Below are 20,898 nucleotides of genomic sequence, written 5' to 3' on the forward strand. Positions count from 1 at the left end.
ATTATGCCGCCCGCCCGGTCAGGCAAGCGCCACGTGGCGCTTGCCCCGGAAATTCTCCTCCGCAAGGCTGGCGATCAGGGCCGAGGGCAGGTCGACAACTGTCGCCGCCGGGCGCCACGCGCTGGCGGTGGAAACCCGTACGCGATCGTGGTGCAGGGCGTTGCCGTGCGGGATCGCGGGATATTCCACCGCGTGCTGCATATTGACGCACAGCTTTTCCAGCCGCTCCGCCTCGTTCCGACCGGGCGAGAAGACGATAAAGCGCCCTTCGTCCCAATGCGCCAGTGTCACGCCCAAGGGCGCGGGCACTGTGCGTAGCCGCGCCGCGATTTCCCCGGCAAGCCGTTCTGCTCCGCGCACGCCGTGGAGGGCGACATAGGCGTCCAGCTCTTCGATCTGGATCAGCGCAGCCGCCATCGGCGTGCCGCGCATCCGGGCATCGCGCAGCAGCATTTCTGCCCATGCGCGTGAGGGCAGGCCGTCGGCCCCGTCGATCAAGGTGCCGTCCAGCACCGCCTCTTGCAGCTCGCGATTAGACGTAACCAGCTGGCGTTCACGCGCCTGCCTGCGATCCTGCTCTCGCTTTAAGCGTAGCAGGGTGCGGACGCGGGCTTGCAATTCCACCGGCTCGATCGGTTTGGTCACGAAATCGCTGGCCCCGGCCATAAACGCCTGCCCCAGCGCATCGAGGTCGCGCCGACCCGACAGCATCAGGATCGGCAGGAACGCGCCACGCGGGCTGGTGCGGATGGCGGCGGTCGCCTCGATCCCGTCGACGTCGGGCATCAGGATGTCCATGATGACCAGATCGCATTCCATGCGCGCCTCGCGATTGCCGCCGCCGGTAAGGGATAGCGCGTTGTAGGCCGCCTGCGCGCTTTCCACGCAAGTGATGCGATACGATCCCCCGGCGGTCAGCAGGCTTGCGGTGATCTGCGCCGCATCGGGGTCGTCGTCGACGATCAGGATACGCGGGCCGGTCGCTTGCTGTCCGTCAAAGGGATGAAGGGGCGTGACGCTGTTCATTGTTCGCTGTCCTTGATCCATGCGCGCCACTGCGGTCCGTCATGCAGCAGGCGATATCCGGGAAGTCCATGTTCGTGCAGGTGCGGGAACGTGCGGCCCATCGCATCGGCCCCCTGCGGCGCGCGGTGGCTGCGCACAACCTGCACGGGGGCGAACGAGGTCTGGCGCAGCCCGTCGATACGGAACCGCATGGACGACGCCCCGTCGATCCCGCCCGCACCTCCGCGATAGGCAATGGCGGCGGGGGCGGCCTCTGCATCGAACAACACCTCGCCATGGCCTTGCAATGCCATGCCCAGCGCGGCCAGTTCGGCATCGGCGGCGGGCACCGGCGATCCGGTCAGGGCCGCGCGCATCCGCTCGCTCTCCGCGTCGGGCGCGGCCCAGACCAGCACGGCCCCGCCGGTCCAGCCGATCGCGAGCAGGGCGAGGATCGGTTTCTCCCCACGGTCGCGGTTGCGCGGCCAACGGGTGGCGGAGGCCATCGCCAGCGGGATACCCAGCGCCGCCATTTGGACCGAGGAAGGCCACATGCGGATCGCCCAAGCGGCGATGGCGGCCAGCACGATGGCCCCAGTCACGCCCACCGCCGCACGCCGCACGCCCCGCTGGCGCCGGGTACGCACGATCATGGCGGAAATGATCGGCGCGGTGGCGACCAACCCCGACAACGCCAGCGAAAGTGTCTTTTCCGAAACCGGCGGCGCGGTCAGCAGCGCGGTGAACCCACCAAGGAACGCCCAGGGATCGCCGTTGAATATCCAGTTGGTATAGCCGAACCCCGCAAACACGAACGCCCCGGGAAACAACATGGTCAGCATCACCCCGATGGGGGAACGCCGCATCTGCGCATCCGGCACGCACAGCGCGATGGCCGGGATCGCGGCAACGACGATGACGATACCGATCGGATCGGACAGCATGATGACCGGCAGGGCCAGCGCCACCAGAATAACGTCGGTAATCCGGTGATCGCGGCGCAAGTTGAACAGCCCGATGGCCAGCATCGACAGTCCGCAATGCATCACCGCCCATCCCGGCCCCTCGGCCAGACTGCGCAACAGGATCGGATTGGTGGCCAACAGCACGATCGCAAACAGGGCGGCCCCGGCGTGAAAGCCCTCCGTACGGAAGGCCCGGCTCCACCCCGCTACCATCAGGCCGAAGAACAACGCGGTGATCATCACGGGCCATGCCGACCCGAAACCCGATGCGAACAGGTTGCCGGTCAGCGCGAACAGGTAGGGTAGCGGCGGGTGCGCGGCGGCGACCGATGGGGCACGGATCGTACCTTCCGTCGCCAGCAGCGCGCGGCCCCAAAGCTCCAGCGTGGCGAGCGACATGTATCCGGCCTGCCGCAAGGCAAGGAGCAAGCCCAGCAGCGCCGCCGCGAATGCCAGCGCAAGGATCGTGTTGAACTGATCGCGCCCCTTGCGCCCGTCGATATGGGGGAGCCGCGGCGCGACATGAGTGGCTGGCTCGCGGACCGGGGCTGGCCATGCGGTGGCGTTCATCGGATGGATCCCGCTATCCTGCCGTCCGGTCCCAGCGCCTCGGCCACTTCGCGGGCGGTGTGGCACGACAGGCCATGCGTGGTCTTTTCCCAGTAAAACGGCTTCGTCAGCAGCTGGTACAGCCCCTTCCACGCCGCGATGGACAGCAGGATCCAATAGGCCGGAACGGTCAAGGCCCACGGGGTCAGTTCAAGCCAGTTGCGCCGGAACGGGGCCAGCATCATCAGGAAGATCAGCATCCCGTTGCCGAGCAACAGGTTGAACAGCGAAATATAGAGCAGCACCGGAGGGAAGAAGATGTCGAAGCCCGCCGCCTGCGTCGCGGCCCAGACCGCGAAGACAGCCCAGAACACCGGATTCAGAAGGCCGGACAGCATCGTGCCGCCGATGAACATCGCAAAGCCCAGCACACCCAGCGGGCCGACCTGCCGCGCGAAATCGCCGGGGCGGCGCAAGTGGACTAACAAGGTCTGCATGTACCCCTTGATCCAGCGAGACCGCTGGCGAATCCAGTTCCCCGCGCTGACATTGGCTTCCTCGAACGTGGTCGATTCCACCAACTTCGTCGTATAGCCCTTCTGCGTCATGCGAATGCCGAGGTCGGCGTCTTCGGTGACGTTGAACGGATCCCACGCGATCAGTTCGCGCAGCACAGAGGTGCGGAAATGGTTCGACGTCCCGCCCAACGGAATCGGGATGCGCAGCTTCTCCAGCCCCGGCAGCATTAGGTCGAACCACAAGGCGTAGTCCAGCGTGAACAGCCGGGTCAGCCAGTTCTCGTTGCGGTTGTAGTAGTTCAGCCGACATTGCACGCAGGCCACATCTTTCCCGGTGCGGGCGAACGTTGCGACGACGCGCTTCAACTGGTCCGGCTCGGGCTTGTCTTCTGCGTCATAGATCACGCAGAATTCGCCGCGGGCGAGGCGGAAGGCGTAGTTGCACGCCTTGGGCTTGGTCTGCGGGTGCGATGGGGGGACGAGGACGATCTCGAAAATCTCCTCCAACCGCAGCGCCTGTGCCGCAGCAATGGTCTCCTCGTCGCCTTCCTCCAGCACGATCTTGATATCGAGCTTCGCCGCCGGATAGTCGAGGTTGCGCAAGGCACCCGCGAGGATCGGCAGTACGTCGGGCTCTCGAAACATCGGGACCAGCACGGTATAGATCGGCAGGTCTTCGTCAGACAGCAGGCCGATGGCGGCGTCGATCTCTCGCCGTTGTGCCGTCAGGTCGGTGCCGCCCGCCCAGATGGCAAAGCCCTTGAACGCGAAGTTGCCAAGGTAGAACAGGCTCATCAAGGCATTCAGCGCGATCAGCGTCGCGATCGGCGCGATGATGGCGCCCAGCGCGAACAGGCTGGCCAGCGCCCAGAGCCAGACGAGCTGGCCCGCGGTAAACACCGTCCGCGCGCTCATCTGCGGATCGCGTTCGTCCAGTTCATAGACTGCGCGGTGTGACCAACGCTGAGAGAATGCGGCCTGCACTGCGTGGCGTAGCGCGCGTTTAGAAGTGATAACGACATCGACCGACTGCCCCCAGCGGCGGCGGATATGGAGCATGGCGGCAGGGCCGGGGCGGGCGGTGGCGACGATCATGCGCTTTCCGCCAAGGCCCGGCCGGGTGCGCCACGGCACGGTCAATTCGCGCATGTAGGCGTCGACCTCGTCCTCTTGGAGCAGGCCGGGATCGGGCGGTTCGTCGATCAGGTCGATATGTGAGAGGCCAAAGCGGTCGGCCAGCGAGCGATAGAGCGTGCGCCCATCCACAAAACGCCGCGCCAGCAGGACATCGGGCAGCGGCATCTGCCACTTGCGCGCCAGCGTGCTGGCTGTGTCCAGCTCGTCCAGCTCGATAATGCCTTGTTCGACAAGGTGGTCGCCGGTCCAAGCATCGGTCTCGGAAAGCTCAGGCATTGAGGCCTCTGATCGTGTCGTCGCGGCGGGCCTTGCGGGTTTGGAGAAGCAGCCAGCCGAACAGCGTGGAAATTGCAGCCCATGCGAGCAGCACCAACCAGATACGATGGCCTTCCATCCAGCGGGCCGGATCGAAATCGCCCTCGCGCTCTATCTTCACGATCCGTTCGCGCATCGAATGCATCGCGAATACGCGCTGTGAACCATCGAACATCGCGACATTGCCAAAGGCCAGTTCGGCCCCTTGCGGCAAGTTGGCGAGGCCTGCGAAATCCTGACCGGGCCGGATCCAGAGGATCGGGCGGTCCCCGGTTTCGACCAGTTGCGCCACGGTCAACCGGTCTATCACCGCATCGGGCAGCACGACTTCGCCATCGGCATCGCGGATGCGCTCGGCCCTGCCGCTCAGCCGCATCGGGGGCTTTGCGCCGGGTGGTGGGGTGTGAGAGACCCAGATGGCCGGGCCATTTTCGGGCAAGTCGCCAAAGCGCACCGCAAGCCGCGCATGGGGTGAGAGCAACCCACGCAGCAGTCCGGCGATCGATGCGACATCTGCTGCCGAAGGGGCCGCTGCAAACACCAGCTTCGCCCCGTCTGCAACGGACGAGGGCAGGTCGTGGAAATCGGCAGCGGGCTTCGCCTCGCCCAGAGCGATGTGGCTTTCGGGAAGCAGGGTGGCGATCGTGCTTCCGCCAAGGCAATCTTCGCGCGTGTGTTCGCGCAGGACGTTGATGTCGATCCGGTTCACCGTCGTCGCCAGATTGTCCGGCACTTCGAGGTCGAGCCGCGTAGCCTTGCCGGGGCGGGCCACCTTGCTGCCGATCAGCGTGCCGTTCAGCGCAACGGTCACAACCGCAGGATCGCCGCGCGGCCCGCCGTCCAGCCGGACGTCGGCAACGATGCGCGACAGGGTCCGACCGTGGGGCAAGCCGGTAGCGGGAAGGGAGAGCATCCAGCCGCCACGGTCGGATATCGGTCGCGGCGCGATGTCGGCCGCAATGGCTGAAAAGGGCAGCGTTGCGACTGCGCTGGCGTTGTCGGCTTTGCTCGGGCGGGTGAACAGTTGCGCGATCTCTTCCGGGGATTGCGCCTCGATGCGGAGCGGGGCGGACCCGGGAACCGCCATTGTTAGATCGACCTTGCCCTTGGGCGCGGCGGCTATCTGAATTCGCGTTTCCTGCCAGTCGGGGCCGACCGGACCGCTCTTCGCGAACCGCGTCGGACGCTCTGCCGCCAGCAGCAGCGCGGTCGCAACGGTGCCCTCGCTAGGCTCGTCGGGAAGGGTAAGGACAAGCGGCAAGGGGGCGTGGGCAATCAGGCTGGCGGGATCGCCCGCCGTGCTGCGGTCCAACGCCACCTCGGCGCGCGCATTAGGTCCGATATGGAGCGAATTGCGGGCTTCAGTCCCAAGGCATTGGGCCGCTGCCTTCGGATCCGACAAGGCGAATTCGGCTACGACCACCCCCTCGCGCACAGTATCGACCGGCACCGAAACCCGCGCAACACCCGTTGTGCGACCGGCAACCGGTATTGTCGCGACGATACGTCCGGCCACGACCATACGCAGGACGGTTTCGGGCGAGGCGGGTCGGTCGAACTGCCACGGCAGGATCAGTTCTATCGCGTGTAGGCCGTTTGCCGGACCGACCGGCAGGTGCAGGGTCTGGCGCGGCTGGCGGTCGTCCATCTCGGCCACCGCGAAGGGGATGGTTCGTACCAAGACATCGGCCCGCGCTTCGCCTGCACGCACATCGGCCCCTGCCGGAATCGCGCAGGCGGCGATTGCGGCAAGGGCGACCCCCGTTCGGCAAATGCTGACGATTCCGCCCATGAGAATACCCTGTTGCTGACATGAGGCATTCTAGGCGGCGCGACCCGCAGGCGGTAACGCAAGCGCATCCGGCGCGGACCCATTTCCCGACAAGCGCGGTTTTTTCGCGCGCAAGATTTTATTTGATGCGGGCAAGGGCGGCGTCGGTTAGCCCCCATGATCTAGAAATCATCACAGACGGCGGTTGCATCTTCGCGCTCCCCTGCCGAACCCGAAACAGGATAACCAAATGACCCGCGCCCTCACGCACCTTGAAAGGCTGGAGGCTGAAAGCATCCACATCATCCGCGAGGTCGTTGCCGAGACCGAGAAGCCGGTGATGCTCTATTCGGTCGGCAAGGACAGCGCAGTGATGCTGCACCTTGCGAAGAAAGCGTTCTATCCTTCGCCGCCGCCGTTCCCGCTGCTTCATGTCGACACGACGTGGAAGTTCAAGGCGATGTACGATTTGCGCGACAAGGCTGCGCAAGATGCGGGCATGGAACTGCTCGTCTATCAAAACCCAGAGGCGCAGGAGCGGGGGATCAATCCGTTCGACCACGGCCCGCTGCACACCGACATGTGGAAGACGGAAGGGTTGAAGCAGGCGCTCGACCTTTATGGCTTTGACGCGGCCTTCGGCGGCGCGCGGCGTGACGAGGAGAAGAGCCGCGCCAAGGAGCGTGTGTTCAGCTTTCGAACCGCCAGCCACGGTTGGGACCCCAAGAACCAGCGGCCCGAGTTGTGGAACGTTTATAACGCGAAGAAGGCCAAGGGTGAAAGCATCCGCGTCTTCCCGATCAGTAACTGGACCGAACTGGATATCTGGCAATACATCCAGCTGAACAAGATCGAGATCGTGCCGCTTTACTTTGCGGCCAAGCGCCCGACGTTTGAGTGGGAAGGCCAGCTGTTCATGGCCGACGATATCGAGCGGCTGGAAAAGGTGCTGGGCCATAAGCCCGAACTGACCGACCGCTCTATCCGCTTCCGCACGCTGGGCTGTTTCCCGCTGACCGGCGCGGTGGAGAGCGAGGCCGCGACGCTGTCCGAAGTGATCCAGGAGACGCTGCTGACCACGACGTCCGAACGTCAGGGCCGGGTGATCGACAAGGATGCGGGCGGTGCCGGTATGGAGAAGAAGAAGCAGGAGGGGTACTTCTGATGACCGACGTTAAAGACCCCGTCTACAAGACCGACGCCCTCATCGCCGAGGATATCGACAAGTACCTTGAGACGCATCAGCACAAGACGATGCTGCGCTTCATCACCTGCGGGTCGGTGGACGACGGCAAGTCGACGCTGATCGGGCGGTTGCTCTACGATTCCAAGATGATCTTCGAGGATCAGCTTGCCGCGCTGGAGGCGGACAGCAAGCGCGTCGGCACGCAGGGGCAGGAGATCGACTTCGCGCTTCTGGTCGACGGTCTTGCCGCAGAACGTGAGCAGGGCATCACCATCGACGTCGCCTATCGCTTTTTCACGACCGAGAAGCGCAAGTTCATCGTGGCCGATACGCCGGGGCACGAGCAGTACACGCGCAACATGGTTACCGGCGCGAGTACCGCGGATCTTGCCGTGATCCTTGTCGATGCGCGCAAGGGCGTGCTCGTCCAGACGCGGCGGCACAGCTATCTGGCGCATCTTGTCGGTATCAAGAACATCGTGCTGGCGGTGAACAAGATGGACCTTGTCGATTACGACCGGTCCACCTTCCTCGACATCGTGGCCGACTATCGCGAATTCGCAGAGCAGATCGGCATCACCGATTTCACCGCGATCCCCATCTCGGGCTTCAAGGGTGACAACGTTACCGACCGGTCTGACAAGACCGCGTGGTACGAGGGGCCGACCCTGATGGAGCACCTTGAAAACGTAGAGGTCTCTGCCGACGACGATCTGGCCAAGCCGTTCCGCATGGCCGTACAGTGGGTGAACCGCCCCAACCTCGATTTCCGGGGGTTCTCGGGCCTGATCAGCGGCGGCTCGGTCAAGCCGGGCGACGCCGTGCGCATCGTGCCTTCGGGCAAGACCAGCACGGTGAAATCCATCGTCACCTTCGATGGCGAATTGGACGAGGCGCAGGCGGGGCAATCCGTCACCATCACGCTGGAGGATGAGGTCGATTGTTCGCGCGGGTCGGTGATCGCCGCTGCCGACAGCCCGCCGCAGACCGCCGACCAGTTCGAAGCGACCGTCGTTTGGATGAACGACGAGGCGATGTTGCCGGGTCGGTCCTATTGGCTGAAGCTGGCGACGCAAACCGTGTCGGCGAGTTTGCAGGCGCCGAAATACGCGGTCGACGTCAATACGATGGACCATCTGGCGGCCAAGACGCTGGACCTGAACGCCATCGGCGTGACCGAACTGGTGACCGACAAGCCGCTGACCTTCATGCCCTATCGCGAGGAAGCGGGGTCCCTGAACAAGACGCTGGGCGGATTCATCCTGATCGACAAGATCACGAACCAGACCGTCGCGGCAGGTATGTTGAATTTCGCCCTGCGCCGTTCGCAGAACGTGCATTGGCAGGCGCTGGACATCACACGCGAAAGCCGTGCGGGCCTGAAGAACCAGGAGCCGAAGGTGCTGTGGTTCACCGGGCTTTCGGGTTCGGGCAAGTCGACCATCGCGAACCTGGTCGAAAAGCGGCTGCACCGGATGAACCGGCACTCGTTCCTGTTGGATGGCGACAACGTGCGCCATGGGCTCAACAAGGATCTTGGCTTTACCGACGCCGACCGGATCGAGAACATCCGCCGCGTCGGCGAAGTCGCGCGCCTGATGACCGATGCGGGCCTGATCGTCGTCACCGCCTTCATCAGCCCGTTCCGGGCCGAGCGTGAGATGGTGCGCAACATGTGTGCCGAGGGCGAGTTCGTCGAAGTGTTCATCGATACGCCGTTGTCGGTGGCCGAGGATCGCGATGTGAAGGGCCTTTACAAGAAGGCGCGTGAAGGATCGCTCAAGAACTTTACCGGCATCGACAGCCCCTACGAAGCGCCGGAGAACCCGGAACTGCGCATCGACACGACGACCATGACCGCCGAGGAAGCGGCGGACAAGATCGTTGAATACGTGCTGGGGTGGTGAGCATGAGCGCGATTATAGATGACGACGCCGAACTGGCCGCGCGGCTGGCCGAAGCGGCGGGTCGTATCGCGGTCGAAGTACGCGAAAGCGGGCTGATCGACGGCAAGGCGCTGGGCAAGGCGGGTGACGCGGTCGCGAACGCCTTCCTGATGCGCGCCATTGCCGAGCAGCGACCCGATGACGGCGTGCTGAGCGAAGAAAGCGCCGACACCGAAGAACGGCTTTCGAAAGAACGGGTCTGGATTATCGACCCGGTCGACGGCACCCGCGAATATGGTGAGCGCCGCAGCGACTGGGCGGTCCACGTCGGGTTGGCTATCGGCGGCAAGCCTGTGATCGGCGCAGTGGCGCTACCCGGCGTGCCGCAGGTTCTGCGCACCGATCAGGTTAACGCCCTGCCGCCTGCGCCGGAAACGCTGCGCATGGTGGTCAGCCGCACGCGTCCCGGCGCGGATAGCGCCGCCGTGGCGGAGGCTATCGGTGCCGAACTTGTCCCGATGGGCAGCGCCGGGGCCAAGGCGATGTCTATCATTCGCGGCGAGGCGGATATCTACCTGCACTCCGGCGGTCAGTACGAATGGGACAACTGCGCCCCTGCCGCCGTCGCGCTGGCGCATGGCCTGCACGTCAGCCGCATCGACGGGTCGCCGATGACTTACAACCACAAGGACGTGTCGCTGCCCGACCTGCTGATCTGCCGCCCCGAACATGCGGAGCGGGTGCTGAAGCTGGTCGCCGAACTGAGTTAGATTTTCGCGGCTACGCTTTCGATGGCGAAGCCGTAACCCGCAATGCCCGCGCCGCAGATGACGGCACCGGCGATGGCCGAAATATAGCTGAAGTGGCGGAATTCCTCGCGCGCGTGGATGTTCGAGATGTGAATCTCGCCAATCGGGCCGTCGAATGCGGATAGCGCGTCGCGCAGCGCAATAGAGGTGTGCGACAAGGCGCCCGGATTGATCACGATGGCCGCCGCATCCTGACGTGCGGTGTGAATCCGGTCGATCAATTCATGCTCGGCATTGGACTGGAAGAACGCCGCTTCATGCCCCAGAGCTTCGCATTTCTTGCGGCACAGGTCTTCTACGTCGGCCAGCGTATCGTGGCCGTACACTTCCGGCTCCCGCTGACCAAGCAGGTTCAGGTTCGGTCCGTTGAGGATAAGGATAGTCGCCAATGCCCGCTTCCCGTGCGTTTCATCGCGTTGGGGCTTAGATGCGCCGCGACTTTAGCGCAATGGTGTGCCGTCAGGCCAGGGCAGACATGACCTGCCTCACCGCCTCTTCAAGACGGCCTGCGGGGCAGGGTTTCGTGCAGACGACTGCGCGCGGGTAATCGCGCGACAATTCGGCCGGATCGGCATGGCCGGAGTGGAAGACGATGGGAATGCTCATTTCGCGAAGCCGATCGGCAACGGGATAGACATCGCCATCGGTCAATTGCACGTCGAGGATAGCAACGTCGGGCTTGCCGTTTTCCAGCGCGGACAGGGCCTTGGAATTGCTGGGATAGGGGCCGTCGACATCGAAACCCGCCGAAGCGAGTTGATCCGCCATATCAAAGGCGATGATCATCTCGTCCTCGACAAGCAGGATCACCGGGCTCTTGCCCGCTTCGAAATGCCCGTTCTCGTAACCCCAGTCAGCCATCGTATCTCAATACTTCCTGCGACCACGCGGCGATTATGCGCTTTGCGTGGTTAAAATCCGGTTATGCGATCTTTATGTCCAGTTCCAACACTCGTTAACGACAATTGTTTCGTTCGGTTCCGCAAAAATCTGCATTGTCGCAACCTATTGTGTCCCTGACGCTACGGAACTCGCCAGTTTGCCCAGCATATCGACGCTCAGGATCTGCGGCAGCACCTCTCCGTTCGCGCCGGGGGCATACCATACATATAGCGGCACGCCCGCCGCACCTTGCGATTGCAGGAACCGGGTGATCGCCGGGTCGCGCCGGGTCCAGTCGCCGCGCAGCACGATCACACCCGCCTTGTCAAACGCGGCGCGGGTCGCCTCTCGGTCGATAGCGGCGGCTTCGTTCACTTTGCAGGTGACGCACCAGTCGGCGGTGAAATAGGCGAAGACGGGTTTGCCCGACGCCCGCGCCTCGGCCAGCGCCGCCTCGCTGAACGGTTGTGCGTCGAGCGCACCTTCCTCGACAATGGGCTCAGGTCGATCCAGCGCGGCGCTGGCTCCGCCAGCCGCCAGAGCCACCGCAATTGCCGCCAGCGCCGGAGCCATGGCCCGCCCGCCGCGCCTCTGCTTGCGACCGGCGAACGCCAGCAGGACGATGACGATCAGCGTCGCGGCAAGCGCCAGTACCAACAGCATCTCGCCACCGACGCGCCATGCCAGCCAGCCAAGCGCCAGCGCGGTCAGCCCCATCGGCACTGCCATCGCGTGGCGGAAATGGACCATCCACTTGCCGGGCTTTGGCAGCCCCTTACGCAGCAGCGGCACAAACCCGATGGCGAGGAACGGAAAGGCAAGGCCAAGCCCCAGCGCCCCGAACAGCACCATCGCGTCCAGCACCGGCAACAGGAGCGCCGCGCCCATGGCCGCCGCCATGAACGGTCCGGTGCAGGGGGTCGCAGCAAAAGCGGCCAACAAGCCGGTCAGGAAAGCGCCGCCGTGATGCCCGCTGACGCCTACCGGCAGGGTCATCTCGAACAGTCCGGCCAGGTTCGCCGTAATCGCGGCGGCCAGCACCAGCAGGATCACGACAGTCGCCGGTTCCTGTAGCTGGAACGCCCAGCCCACTTCCTGCCCCGCCGCGCGCAAAGCCAGCAGGACCGCGCCCAAGGCCAGAACCGCGAGCATGACGCCAGCGGTGTAGGCCAGCGCCTCTACCTTCGCGCCGCCGCTGTTCGCGCGGGCCAGCGAAAGCGCCTTCAGGCTGAGGATCGGGAATACACAGGGCATGACGTTGAGGATGATTCCGCCGAGAAACGCGGCAAAGATCAGCCAGCCGAGGCTGTCGGCAACATTGCCATCGCCCGAACCGGCCAGCGGGATGCCGCCCGTAGGCACTTCGCCGGAAGCAAGCGTGACGGCGAGACCTCTGCCGTCGCCATCCATGCGCAGAACGGCATTGATCGGCGCGCCGGGCTCGAACCCGTCGGCGGCGTCCATTTCGACAATCAGCCAGTCGCCATCCTGCGCAAAGCTTTGCGGGGCGATGTAGCTGATTACGCCATCATCGACCGGGAACAGGTGCGGTTCGAACAGTCCGGCACCCTTCGCGACAGGGATGGCCATGCGCAGTTTGCCGCCGACGAGTTCGTAGCGCCCCTGTTCCGCAACCGGAGAGGGAAGGGCGGTGCGCCACTGTGCGAATTGCGGGTCCGGGGCGGGTCGGTCCGCGCCCTTTGCAATCGTCAGTTCGGCTTCGAACCTGCCTTGTTCGGGCACGCAGATCTTGTCGGTGCAGACGAGCCAGCGTGCCTCGACCGCAATCGACACCGTTTCTCCCGGTGTTGCGCTGTCCGGCACCGTGATAGGCACGAGGACCGCGAATGGCCCTTCGTAAACGTGGTTCATCAGCGAGCCGATCACCAGCGGCTGCGGCACCGGGTATTCGGGCTGTCCGGCGCTGAAACCGGCAGGCAGGGTCCAGTCCAGCGACATGCCGTACCCGGCGTCTCCGGGGTTCGACCAGTATCCATGCCATCCTTTGGCAGGCACCTGCGCGATGGCGATCGTTACGGTTTCCCCGGGGGCAGCGGCCGCTTCGACCACCAGCCGCGTATCCATGTTGTTGGCGCGCGCCGCACCCGCCGACAGGGCAAGCAGGGCCGCCGCGAACAGCATGAAAAGGCGGGCGATGACTGTGGTCTGGAAAGCGGTGCGCATGAAACCCGGGGGGCTGGGTGAACAGGTATTGCGATTGCGCCGGGGCTTGCCATGAACCCGCCCTGTCGCCATCTGGGTGGCCTGTTTACGGGCGGTCCGCCGGACTGTCCAGCAACGTACGGCCAGCAAGCTACGGCCAGCAAGCTACGGCCAACTAGCTACGGAGAGCATCGGTAATGGCAGGGGTAGGCGAAGACCGGCGCGACGTCGTAATTCTGGGCGGGGGGCTTGTCGGTATGAGCCTTGCGCTCGCGCTGGCCAGTAAGGGGGTGAGCAGTCATGTGCTCGACGCCTCGGACCCTGCCACGCAGACTGCGGCGGGGTTCGACGGGCGCGCCTCTGCCGTTTCCACTGCCAGCTGGAATCTGTTCGGCAATATCGGCGTGGCGAATCGGCTGGAGCCGTTCGGCTGTCCCATCGATTCCATCGCCGTTTCCGACCAATTGAAGCCCGGTGAACTGCATTTCCGCCCGGAACCGGACGAAGGCTCGCTAGGCCGCATGTTCGCCAATCGCCAGTTGCGCATCGCTTTGAACGAAGCGGGCGTGGCGGAGCCGCTGATTGCGTTTCACCCCAACAGCCGCATCGTCGCGCGCGAACGGGACGAATTCGGGGTTGCCGCCATTCGCGAGGATGGTGCGCGGTTTACCGGTAGCCTGCTGGTCGCCGCCGAAGGTCGCCGCTCGCCCACACGCGAGGAGGCGGGGCTGTCGGTCGCGAAGTGGGACTATCGCCACCGCGCGCTGATCTGTGGGCTGGTGCATGAAAAGCCGCATGGAAATGTGGCTTGGGAAATCTTCTATCCCGCCGGACCTTTCGCGCTGCTGCCCATGTTGGACGACGATCGCGGGCGGCATCGCTCGGCGCTCGTCTGGACCGTAGCCGAAAAAGATGCCCCGGCGTGGTTGAAGCTGGGCGAGCGGGCCTTCGTGGCCGAGGCGCAGAAGCGGATGGGTGGCATTCTGGGCGAGATCGAGCTGGAAGGGCCGCGTTCGTCATTCCCGCTGGGGTTTCACCACGCGCCGACAATCATTGCCGACCGTCTGGCGCTTGTCGGTGACGCGGCGCATGGCATTCACCCCATTGCCGGGCAGGGCCTCAACCTCGGTCTGCGCGATGCGGCAGCTTTGGCGGAGGTCATCGCCGATGGCATGCGGCTGGGGCTGGAGCCAGGCGATGCGCAGATTCTGAAACGTTATCAGGACTGGCGCGGGCTGGACGACTTTACGGTTGCGCTGGCCACCGACGGTCTGACATGGCTTTTCGGCGTGCCCGGCAAGACCGCCAGCGCGGTGCGCCGCGCCGGGATGGGCGCGATTGAGCGGATTGCCCCGCTGAAACGCTGGTTCATGGATGAGGCGCGGGGCGTGTCCGGCACGCTGCCCGCGCTGTTGCAGGACTAGTCGCCCGCGACCGCCGCCGCTTCGCTATCGTTAGCGCGGATGGCGGCAGTCGGGCGGGACGACGGCGCGGCGGGACTGCCCTGACGCACCGGCCGACCTTCGCTGTTGATCAACTGGCGCGGTTCCAGCAGCGCCGCTGTCTCGATAAGGTCCAACGCATCGTGCACCGCGACATAGCGCCGCGCATCGGCCAGCCACGGGGCCGTGCGTTCGGCATTGGGCAGACGTTCGACCAACGCCGAAGCCGCCTCGATCCGTCCGTCTTCCAGCAATTGTTGCGCCCGGTCCATCCGCGCCACCGGCTGCGGCGAGGGGGCGCTGGCCTTGCGCAGCACGAACAGGCTTTGCAATTCTGACTGGACCCGGTCCCACGTCGACGCGCTGTCCGGCTCCTGGACCGCTTCGTTAGACATCGTTTCGAGGCCGAGGCGTAGCGAATCCAGCGTGACCGGATTGCGCGCGCCGTTGATGATCGTGCGAACCGCGTTGGGCTGGGCATTGCCGAAGCGCAGCTGCAGCTGGTTTTCCAGATAGCCAAGCGGCGCACCGCGTTCGATCAACCGGCGCGCGGCAAAGGCGACCAGCAGTCCCTCGGCCCGCGCGGCGTGGCCCGATGCGGCTTCTGCCTGTAAGTCCAGCCGGTTGAGCCTGCGTTCCAAGTCCTCGATCCGCATACCCATTGTTGCGGGCGAACCGGCGGCCAGCGCGGTTTCTGTCGGCACGGCAGCGGCCATTTCGGGATCGTCGGGCAGGGCTGCAATGGCTGCCTGTTCCTGTGCCGCGTCTTCGGGATCGCTCAGCCACCCGCTCGACCACGCCAGGTAGAATGCCAGCGCCCCGCCTAGCACGAACGACAGCAGCACGGCGGAGGCCATCGTGCGGATACGGTTCACGCTGCGGTCCGGGCGGCGATAGGTGCCGGTCGCGGTGGGGGGTGTCGCTTCCATAGGGTCAGTCATCTCGTCCGCGATCACGCTTGGCACATTTGCAACGCCATGGCCAGCAGGGCCCGGTCATCGGGCTGGCTGGCGGTGGAAAGGGCGCGCCAGCCGCCGCCAGCCCGCTCCGCAATGCGGGGGGCGAGGCAGGTGATGGCGATGGATTGGCGCGGGATATTCAGTCGGTCGACTTCGTTCGCGAAGTGCGCCGCCGCCTCGCCGGAGTGGAGCAGGACGACTGCGCCTTTGCGGAGCGTTTCGGTGAACGCCGCGCCGATAGGCAAGGCGTTGACGCGATAGAGGGTGCGGGTGTCGAGCGTTGTCCCGGCGGGCAGGTCCAGCGGTACGTGCGCTTCGCCGGACAGGCGGAGCAGCCGAGACCAGCCGTTTGCGGTCGCAATTGCCAGGACCGACTGCAAACCGCCCTTCCCGACATGCGTAACCGTGAAGCCGGCTTGCTCGGCGGCGCGCGCCGTTGCCTCGCCGACGCAGAGGGCGGGCAGGGTGATCAGGGAAGCCAATCCGGGTCCGCCGTGGCGCAAGGCATTGGCGCTGCCGAGCAAGACCGCATGGAATCCGGCCGGATCGGGTAGGTGCCACTTCAGAGGTCCGACTTCGAACAAAGGAAAGCTTGCGATCGTCAGCCCCAGTTCGCGCCCCAGCGCAACCGTGGCGGCATCTCCAGGTGCCGGACGGATCGTGACGATGGGCGTCAAGCCTGCGAGCCTGCGAAATGAACCGCGACCGCATCCGGCGCATCGGCTAGAAGCTGGCGTGCCAATTCAGCCGGACCGTCGCTCTTGGCGGCGAACGTGGCTTCGGCCTCGACCTTCACCGCGCCGTCGGGACTGAAAATACGGGCGGTCATGGTCAGATCGCCATCGCCACGCGTCCATACCGCGATGGGGCTGTGACAATTGCCGCCCAGCGCCAAGAGCAGTGCGCGCTCGGCCATCACTTGCGCCCGCGTTGGTGCATCGTCGATGGCGGCCAGCGCCATGTGCGTCGCTTCGTCGTCGACACGGCACTCGATCCCGATTGCGCCCTGTGCGGGGGCGGGGAGCCATTGCGGCGGATCGAGCGGGCGCCCGATGCCGGATTCGTTCAGTCGTTGAAGCCCGGCTGCGGCGAGCAGCGTTACCTCGGCCTCCCCCGTTTGCAACTTCGCCAAACGCGTCGCGACATTGCCACGGAATGAAACCACCGTCAGGTCGGGCCGCAGGTTCAACATCTGCGCGGCCCGACGCGGTGCGCTGGTGCCGACCCGCGCGCCGGGCGGTATCTGTGAGATCGAACCCGCGCCGACCAGAACGTCGCGCACATCGGCGCGGGGTAACAACGCGGCGATGGCAATCTGCTCGGGTCGGATCGTTTCGACGTCCTTCATCGAGTGAACCGAAAAATCGATGCGATTTTCGATCAGCCAGCCGTCGAGCTCCTTGGTCCACAGCGCCTTGCCGCCGATCTCGGCCAGCGGACGGTCCAGCACCTTGTCGCCGCTGGCCAGTACGGGAACGATCTCAACCGCGGATTCGGGCCATCCGTGAGCGGCGCACAGGCGCGTGCGCGCCTCGTACGCCTGCGCCATCGCCAGCGGGGAACGACGCGTGCCAAGGCGCAGGGGGCTTGCGGGAATGGGGGCGGGACTTGGTGACATAGACGGCATCGCGGCTTGTGCTAGCGGCGCAAAGCGTTCAGGGAAAGCCGCCATGAAGCCGACCGCAAAAACCGGCCCTTTTGTCCTAGGTATAGAATCGAGCTGCGACGAGAGCGCGGTAGCGATTGTCGCCGCCGACGGGACCATCTTGGCGCAGGCCATCGCCTCGCAAGACGAAGCGCATCGACCCTATGGCGGGGTCGTCCCCGAAATCGCCGCGCGGGCCCATGTCGAAGTGCTGGCCCCGATGATCGACCGCGTGCTGAACGACGCGGGGATGGGTTTGGGCGATCTGGATGCGGTTGCTGCAACCGCGGGGCCGGGGCTGATCGGCGGTGTGATGGTTGGTCTGGTTACGGCCAAGGCGCTGGCTATGGCAGAGGGGCTGCCGCTGATCGCGATCAATCACCTTGAGGGTCATGCCTTAAGCCCGCGTCTGGCGGATCGCGGGCTGACCTTTCCGTACCTGCTGTTGCTGGCCAGCGGCGGGCATTGCCAGATTCTGGAAGTGCGCGGGGTCGGCAATTACCGCCGGATCGCGACGACCATCGACGATGCGCTGGGCGAGGCGTTCGACAAGACCGCGAAAATCTTGGGCCTTGGCTATCCGGGCGGGCCTGCGGTGGAGCGGCTGGCGAGGGAGGGCGATGCCAAGGCCGTCCCGCTGCCACGCCCGTTGAAGGGGGCGAAAGAGCCGTACTTCTCATTCGCGGGGCTGAAGAGCGCGGTTCTACGCGCAAAGGAGAGCGGCGACTATAACGATGCGGACATTGCAGCATCGTTTCAGCAGGCGGCGCTGGATTGCGTGCTGGACCGGACGCGGCGGGCCTTGGGCGAGGCTGGCGATGTCGGTGCGCTGGTTGTCGCCGGGGGCGTTGCCGCAAATGCGCCATTGCGCATGGCGCTCGAACACTTTGCGCGGGAGCATGATTTGCGGTTCGTCGCGCCACCGTTGAAACTCTGCACCGACAACGCCGCGATGATCGCTTGGGCGGGGCAAGAGCGGTTGGCGGCGGGACTGGTCGCGCCGGAAGGCGATCCGCTGGACTTCGTGGCGCGGCCGCGCTGGCCGCTCGATCCCGATGCGGAGCCGGCGCGCGGTGCGGGGGTAAAGGCATGAGTTCGGCCAAGAATCCAACCATAGGCGTTATCGGAGCAGGTGCGTGGGGCACCGCGCTGGCACAGATGCTGGCAAGCGACGGGCGCAATGTGCGGCTCTGGGCGCTGGAGCCGGAGGTCATCGAGGCGGTCAACGGTGATCATCGCAACCCGCTCTACTTGCCGAGCGCACACCTTGCGCCGCAGATTCGCGCGACTGGCGATCTGGCGGAATTGGCCGGACTGGACATCGTGCTGGCCGTCACCCCGGCGCAGCATCTTGGGCGCGTGTTGACCGACATGCCCCATTTCGCGGGTGATCTGGTGATCTGTTGCAAGGGGATCGAGGCGGGCACCGGCCGCCTGATGGCCGATGTCGCCCGCGCCGCCGCGCCGAACGCGATGCAGGCCGTGCTTTCGGGGCCTACCTTCGCGCATGAGGTCGCCGGTGGGCTGCCGACAGCGGTCACGCTCGCCTGTGAGGGCGGCGAGGAGCAGTGGGATCGTCTGTCCGACGCCATCGCGCGGCCCGAATTCCGGCCGTATTATTCCGAGGACCTGACCGGGGCCGAGATCGGCGGGGCGGTCAAGAACGTGCTCGCCATCGCGTGCGGCGTGGTGGACGGGATGGAGCTGGGCCAGAACGCCCGCGCCTCACTGATCGCGCGCGGTTATGCGGAGATGTTGCGGTTCGGGCTTGCCAAGGGGGCGCAGGCGGAAACGCTGGCGGGCCTTTGCGGGCTGGGCGATCTGGTGCTGACCTGTTCGTCGACCAGCAGCCGCAATTTCTCGCTGGGCAAGGCGCTGGGGCAGGGCGAAGACCCGGCCGCGCTGATGAGCAACCGTCGCACCGTGGCAGAGGGTGCGCATACCGCGCCGGTCCTGCGCGAAGTTGCGCGCGAAATCGGGATCGAGATGCCCATTGCCGAGGCGGTCTGCGCTTTGTTGGAAGGCAAGACCCGCCCCGACGAGATGGTCGATGCGCTGCTCGCCCGTCCGCTGCGGACCGAAGTCGCGCTGCCAGAGGAGGGCGACGCTTGAACGATCCCGTTTCCCCCGCTCCGGGTGGTTCCCCGGTGGCGGGGGGCGGGAGCGATACGCCTGACGACATGGCCGCGCTGGCCAAGGGCGGTCGCACGAATTTCATGGGTTTCCTGTTGCGGCTGGCCGCGCGTCTGCCGTTCCTGTTCATCGCCGGGCGGCTCTATGGTGCGGATCAATTGGGGCGCTTTGCTTCCGCGCTGATCGTCATTGAAATCTGCGGGCAACTGGCGACGCTGGGCCTGAAGCGCGGGCTGGCGCGTGAGCTCAACAACGACGACCGTGACGAAACGCACGTTGTTGCCGACGGTCTGCTGCTCTCGCTGATCACCAGCGCGGTTTTTGCAGGGATCCTGTTCGTGTTCCCCGACCCGATGTTTCCGAACGGGCGCAACAGCGATTGGGATCTGTGGCTGCCATTGGGCATCGTGATGCTGGGGCTGACCGAGGTCATGCTGGCCGCGCTCGCCTATCGTTACAACATCGCGGCCACGGTGCGCAGCCGTGCGATTGTGGAGCCATGGTCGATCTCGATCATGGCAGGCGTCTTCTTTTACATTCCGGCGACGCAGGATGGGGGGCTGGCGTTGGCCTACCTTTTTTCGGTCATCGCGGCGATGCTTACCGCGCTGGTGCCGCTGGTGCGCAGCTATGGCCTGCCGCATGGCTGGACCCCGCGCATCGTGCCGCTGGCCAAGATCGCGCGCGACAATTTCCCGCTGGCGCTGGCCGATGCCATCGAATGGGGCACTCGCCGCCTGGACATCGCGATCCTTGCCCTGTTCGTCAGCCCGGCGACGGTCGGCATTTATTACATCGCGCAGCAGGTTGCCTCGCTGCCGCAAAAGCTGAAAACCAGTTTCGAGCCCATCCTTGGCCCTGTCATCGTGCGCAAGCTTAAGGACAAGGACTATGCCGCCATTGCGCGGCAGGTCTGTCAGGCGGGGTTCTGGATCATCGCGGCGCAGGCGGGGATCGGGCTGGCGCTGGGGATTCCGGGCGAGGCGGTCATGGGCCTTGTCGGGCCGCAGTTCGTGTATGGCACCGGGGCCTTGGCCTTCCTGCTGGCGGCGGAAGTCGTCGCGGCGACGGCGGTCGTATCCGAGGCGGCGCTGATTTACCTTGCGCGGCTCAAAAACCTTGCCGTGTCGTTCGCGACCCTGGCGGTGCAGGGCGCGCTGACCATCGGGATCATCGTCCTGATGCAGCGGGCCGGGTTGGGCGAGCTGTTTCAGGCGGCCGGGGCCGCGATCGGGCTGATGCTGGCGCTGGGCTTTGCGTCGGTGGTGAAATCGCGGATGCTGGCGCGCATTCTGGACAGGCGAATCAACAATTTCCGTTGGCCGCTGGTATGGGCGGTCGGTCCGGCGGTTGTCGTCGGCTATGCCTTTACTTTCGGGCCGGAGTGGGCGGAACTGGCCATCGGTGTGCCCGCGATCCTCGTCACTTACGGCTACATCATATGGAAGCGCGGGTTCGGGCCCGAGGATCGCGTGTTGTTCCAGAAGGCGGGGGCGACGGTACCGCTTTCGCCGGAGAACGAAGCGCGGTAAC

The 20,898-nt window shown here is 65.3% G+C and carries 17 protein-coding genes; 7 read left to right on the forward strand and 10 right to left on the reverse strand.

Features of this window, described 5'->3' with window-relative positions; translation table 11 throughout:
- Nucleotides 1-18: 18 nt before the first annotated feature.
- From AB433_RS19315 to AB433_RS03985, 4 genes are read right to left on the reverse strand one after another with little or no spacing between them, the layout of a single operon-like run.
- On the reverse strand, nt 19-1,026 hold the full coding sequence (locus AB433_RS19315) for a response regulator (RefSeq protein ID WP_053058969.1): 1,008 nt from the start codon (nt 1,024-1,026) through the stop codon (nt 19-21).
- Nucleotides 1,023-2,540 (reverse strand): hypothetical protein, encoded by a 1,518-nt coding sequence (locus tag AB433_RS03975; protein WP_047820018.1) that lies wholly within the window; start codon nt 2,538-2,540, stop codon nt 1,023-1,025. The genes AB433_RS19315 and AB433_RS03975 overlap by 4 nt, the downstream gene beginning before the upstream one ends.
- Nucleotides 2,537-4,450, reverse strand: a complete 1,914-nt coding sequence (locus AB433_RS03980; protein ID WP_047820019.1) for a glycosyltransferase — start codon at nt 4,448-4,450, stop codon at nt 2,537-2,539. Before AB433_RS03980 ends, AB433_RS03975 begins: the two co-directional genes overlap by 4 nt.
- A complete protein-coding gene (locus AB433_RS03985) occupies nt 4,443-6,281 on the reverse strand; it encodes a hypothetical protein (protein ID WP_047820020.1) in 1,839 nt (612 codons plus the stop codon). Before AB433_RS03985 ends, AB433_RS03980 begins: the two co-directional genes overlap by 8 nt.
- Before the next feature lie 202 nt (nt 6,282-6,483).
- Here AB433_RS03985 and cysD point away from each other — a divergent pair, with 202 nt between their 5' ends.
- The 3 genes from cysD to AB433_RS04000 are packed head-to-tail and all read left to right on the forward strand — an operon-like array spanning nt 6,484 to nt 10,102.
- Nucleotides 6,484-7,425, forward strand: coding sequence for a sulfate adenylyltransferase subunit CysD (cysD, locus tag AB433_RS03990; protein ID WP_375782396.1), 942 nt, complete (start codon nt 6,484-6,486; stop codon nt 7,423-7,425).
- On the forward strand, nt 7,425-9,353 hold the full coding sequence (gene cysN / locus AB433_RS03995) for a sulfate adenylyltransferase subunit CysN (protein WP_047820022.1): 1,929 nt from the start codon (nt 7,425-7,427) through the stop codon (nt 9,351-9,353). The genes cysD and cysN overlap by 1 nt, the downstream gene beginning before the upstream one ends.
- Nucleotides 9,354-9,355: 2 nt before the next feature.
- On the forward strand, nt 9,356-10,102 hold the full coding sequence (locus tag AB433_RS04000) for a 3'(2'),5'-bisphosphate nucleotidase CysQ (RefSeq protein ID WP_047820023.1): 747 nt from the start codon (nt 9,356-9,358) through the stop codon (nt 10,100-10,102).
- Here the strand turns inward: AB433_RS04000 and aroQ are convergent.
- From aroQ to AB433_RS04015, 3 genes are all read right to left on the reverse strand, one after another.
- Entirely contained in the window at nt 10,099-10,530 is a 432-nt protein-coding gene (gene aroQ, locus AB433_RS04005; RefSeq protein WP_047820024.1) for a type II 3-dehydroquinate dehydratase, read from the reverse strand. The genes AB433_RS04000 and aroQ overlap by 4 nt on opposite strands.
- Nucleotides 10,531-10,600: 70 nt before the next feature.
- On the reverse strand, nt 10,601-11,002 hold the full coding sequence (locus tag AB433_RS04010; protein ID WP_047820025.1) for a response regulator: 402 nt from the start codon (nt 11,000-11,002) through the stop codon (nt 10,601-10,603).
- Between the two features lie 144 nt (nt 11,003-11,146).
- Nucleotides 11,147-13,207: a protein-disulfide reductase DsbD family protein gene (locus AB433_RS04015; RefSeq protein WP_047820026.1), complete on the reverse strand. Its 2,061-nt coding sequence runs from the start codon at nt 13,205-13,207 to the stop codon at nt 11,147-11,149.
- Between the two features lie 176 nt (nt 13,208-13,383).
- Here AB433_RS04015 and AB433_RS04020 point away from each other — a divergent pair, with 176 nt between their 5' ends.
- Nucleotides 13,384-14,610 carry a UbiH/UbiF/VisC/COQ6 family ubiquinone biosynthesis hydroxylase gene (locus AB433_RS04020; RefSeq protein WP_047820027.1) on the forward strand — a complete coding sequence of 409 codons (1,227 nt, stop codon included), beginning with the start codon at nt 13,384-13,386 and terminating at the stop codon, nt 14,608-14,610.
- Here the strand turns inward: AB433_RS04020 and AB433_RS04025 are convergent.
- From AB433_RS04025 to hemC, 3 genes are read right to left on the reverse strand one after another with little or no spacing between them, the layout of a single operon-like run.
- Nucleotides 14,607-15,569, reverse strand: a complete 963-nt coding sequence (locus AB433_RS04025) for a hypothetical protein (RefSeq protein ID WP_047823264.1) — start codon at nt 15,567-15,569, stop codon at nt 14,607-14,609. The genes AB433_RS04020 and AB433_RS04025 overlap by 4 nt on opposite strands.
- A gap of 11 nt (nt 15,570-15,580) precedes the next feature.
- Nucleotides 15,581-16,264 carry a uroporphyrinogen-III synthase gene (locus AB433_RS04030; protein WP_047820028.1) on the reverse strand — a complete coding sequence of 228 codons (684 nt, stop codon included), beginning with the start codon at nt 16,262-16,264 and terminating at the stop codon, nt 15,581-15,583.
- The gene (hemC, locus tag AB433_RS04035) at nt 16,261-17,205 is read right to left on the reverse strand and encodes a hydroxymethylbilane synthase (protein WP_082134782.1); all 945 of its coding nucleotides are present in this window, start codon (nt 17,203-17,205) and stop codon (nt 16,261-16,263) included. Before hemC ends, AB433_RS04030 begins: the two co-directional genes overlap by 4 nt.
- Nucleotides 17,206-17,257: 52 nt before the next feature.
- On the opposite strand from hemC, the gene tsaD reads away from it, so the two are divergent.
- The 3 genes from tsaD (at nt 17,258) to AB433_RS04050 (ending at nt 20,897) form a co-directional block, all read left to right on the forward strand.
- Complete coding sequence (tsaD, locus tag AB433_RS04040; protein ID WP_047820030.1) at nt 17,258-18,325, forward strand: tRNA (adenosine(37)-N6)-threonylcarbamoyltransferase complex transferase subunit TsaD; 1,068 nt, start codon at nt 17,258-17,260, stop codon at nt 18,323-18,325.
- The gene (locus AB433_RS04045) at nt 18,322-19,344 is read left to right on the forward strand and encodes an NAD(P)H-dependent glycerol-3-phosphate dehydrogenase (protein WP_047820031.1); all 1,023 of its coding nucleotides are present in this window, start codon (nt 18,322-18,324) and stop codon (nt 19,342-19,344) included. The genes tsaD and AB433_RS04045 overlap by 4 nt, the downstream gene beginning before the upstream one ends.
- A gap of 68 nt (nt 19,345-19,412) precedes the next feature.
- A complete protein-coding gene (locus tag AB433_RS04050; RefSeq protein ID WP_047823266.1) occupies nt 19,413-20,897 on the forward strand; it encodes a lipopolysaccharide biosynthesis protein in 1,485 nt (494 codons plus the stop codon).
- Nucleotide 20,898 lies beyond the last annotated feature (1 nt).

Origin of the sequence: Croceicoccus naphthovorans (genome assembly GCF_001028705.1) — a bacterium.
GTDB classification, from domain to species: Bacteria; Pseudomonadota; Alphaproteobacteria; order Sphingomonadales; family Sphingomonadaceae; genus Croceicoccus; species Croceicoccus naphthovorans.

Excerpts from the sequence above, each read along its gene's own strand:
- AB433_RS04045 (WP_047820031.1), top strand. The coding sequence starts at position 18,322 with ATGAGTTCGGCCAAGAATCCAACCATAGGCGTTATCGGAGCAGGTGCG.
- hemC (WP_082134782.1), bottom strand. The coding sequence starts at position 17,205 with ATGTCACCAAGTCCCGCCCCCATTCCCGCAAGCCCCCTGCGCCTTGGC.
- AB433_RS03975 (WP_047820018.1), bottom strand. The coding sequence starts at position 2,540 with ATGAACGCCACCGCATGGCCAGCCCCGGTCCGCGAGCCAGCCACTCAT.
- AB433_RS04025 (WP_047823264.1), bottom strand. The coding sequence starts at position 15,569 with ATGACTGACCCTATGGAAGCGACACCCCCCACCGCGACCGGCACCTAT.
- AB433_RS04010 (WP_047820025.1), bottom strand. The coding sequence starts at position 11,002 with ATGGCTGACTGGGGTTACGAGAACGGGCATTTCGAAGCGGGCAAGAGC.
- AB433_RS04015 (WP_047820026.1), bottom strand. The coding sequence starts at position 13,207 with ATGCGCACCGCTTTCCAGACCACAGTCATCGCCCGCCTTTTCATGCTG.
- tsaD (WP_047820030.1), top strand. The coding sequence starts at position 17,258 with ATGAAGCCGACCGCAAAAACCGGCCCTTTTGTCCTAGGTATAGAATCG.
- cysN (WP_047820022.1), top strand. The coding sequence starts at position 7,425 with ATGACCGACGTTAAAGACCCCGTCTACAAGACCGACGCCCTCATCGCC.
- AB433_RS04000 (WP_047820023.1), top strand. The coding sequence starts at position 9,356 with ATGAGCGCGATTATAGATGACGACGCCGAACTGGCCGCGCGGCTGGCC.
- AB433_RS04020 (WP_047820027.1), top strand. The coding sequence starts at position 13,384 with ATGGCAGGGGTAGGCGAAGACCGGCGCGACGTCGTAATTCTGGGCGGG.
- AB433_RS04050 (WP_047823266.1), top strand. The coding sequence starts at position 19,413 with ATGGCCGCGCTGGCCAAGGGCGGTCGCACGAATTTCATGGGTTTCCTG.
- AB433_RS03980 (WP_047820019.1), bottom strand. The coding sequence starts at position 4,450 with ATGCCTGAGCTTTCCGAGACCGATGCTTGGACCGGCGACCACCTTGTC.
- AB433_RS03985 (WP_047820020.1), bottom strand. The coding sequence starts at position 6,281 with ATGGGCGGAATCGTCAGCATTTGCCGAACGGGGGTCGCCCTTGCCGCA.
- AB433_RS19315 (WP_053058969.1), bottom strand. The coding sequence starts at position 1,026 with ATGAACAGCGTCACGCCCCTTCATCCCTTTGACGGACAGCAAGCGACC.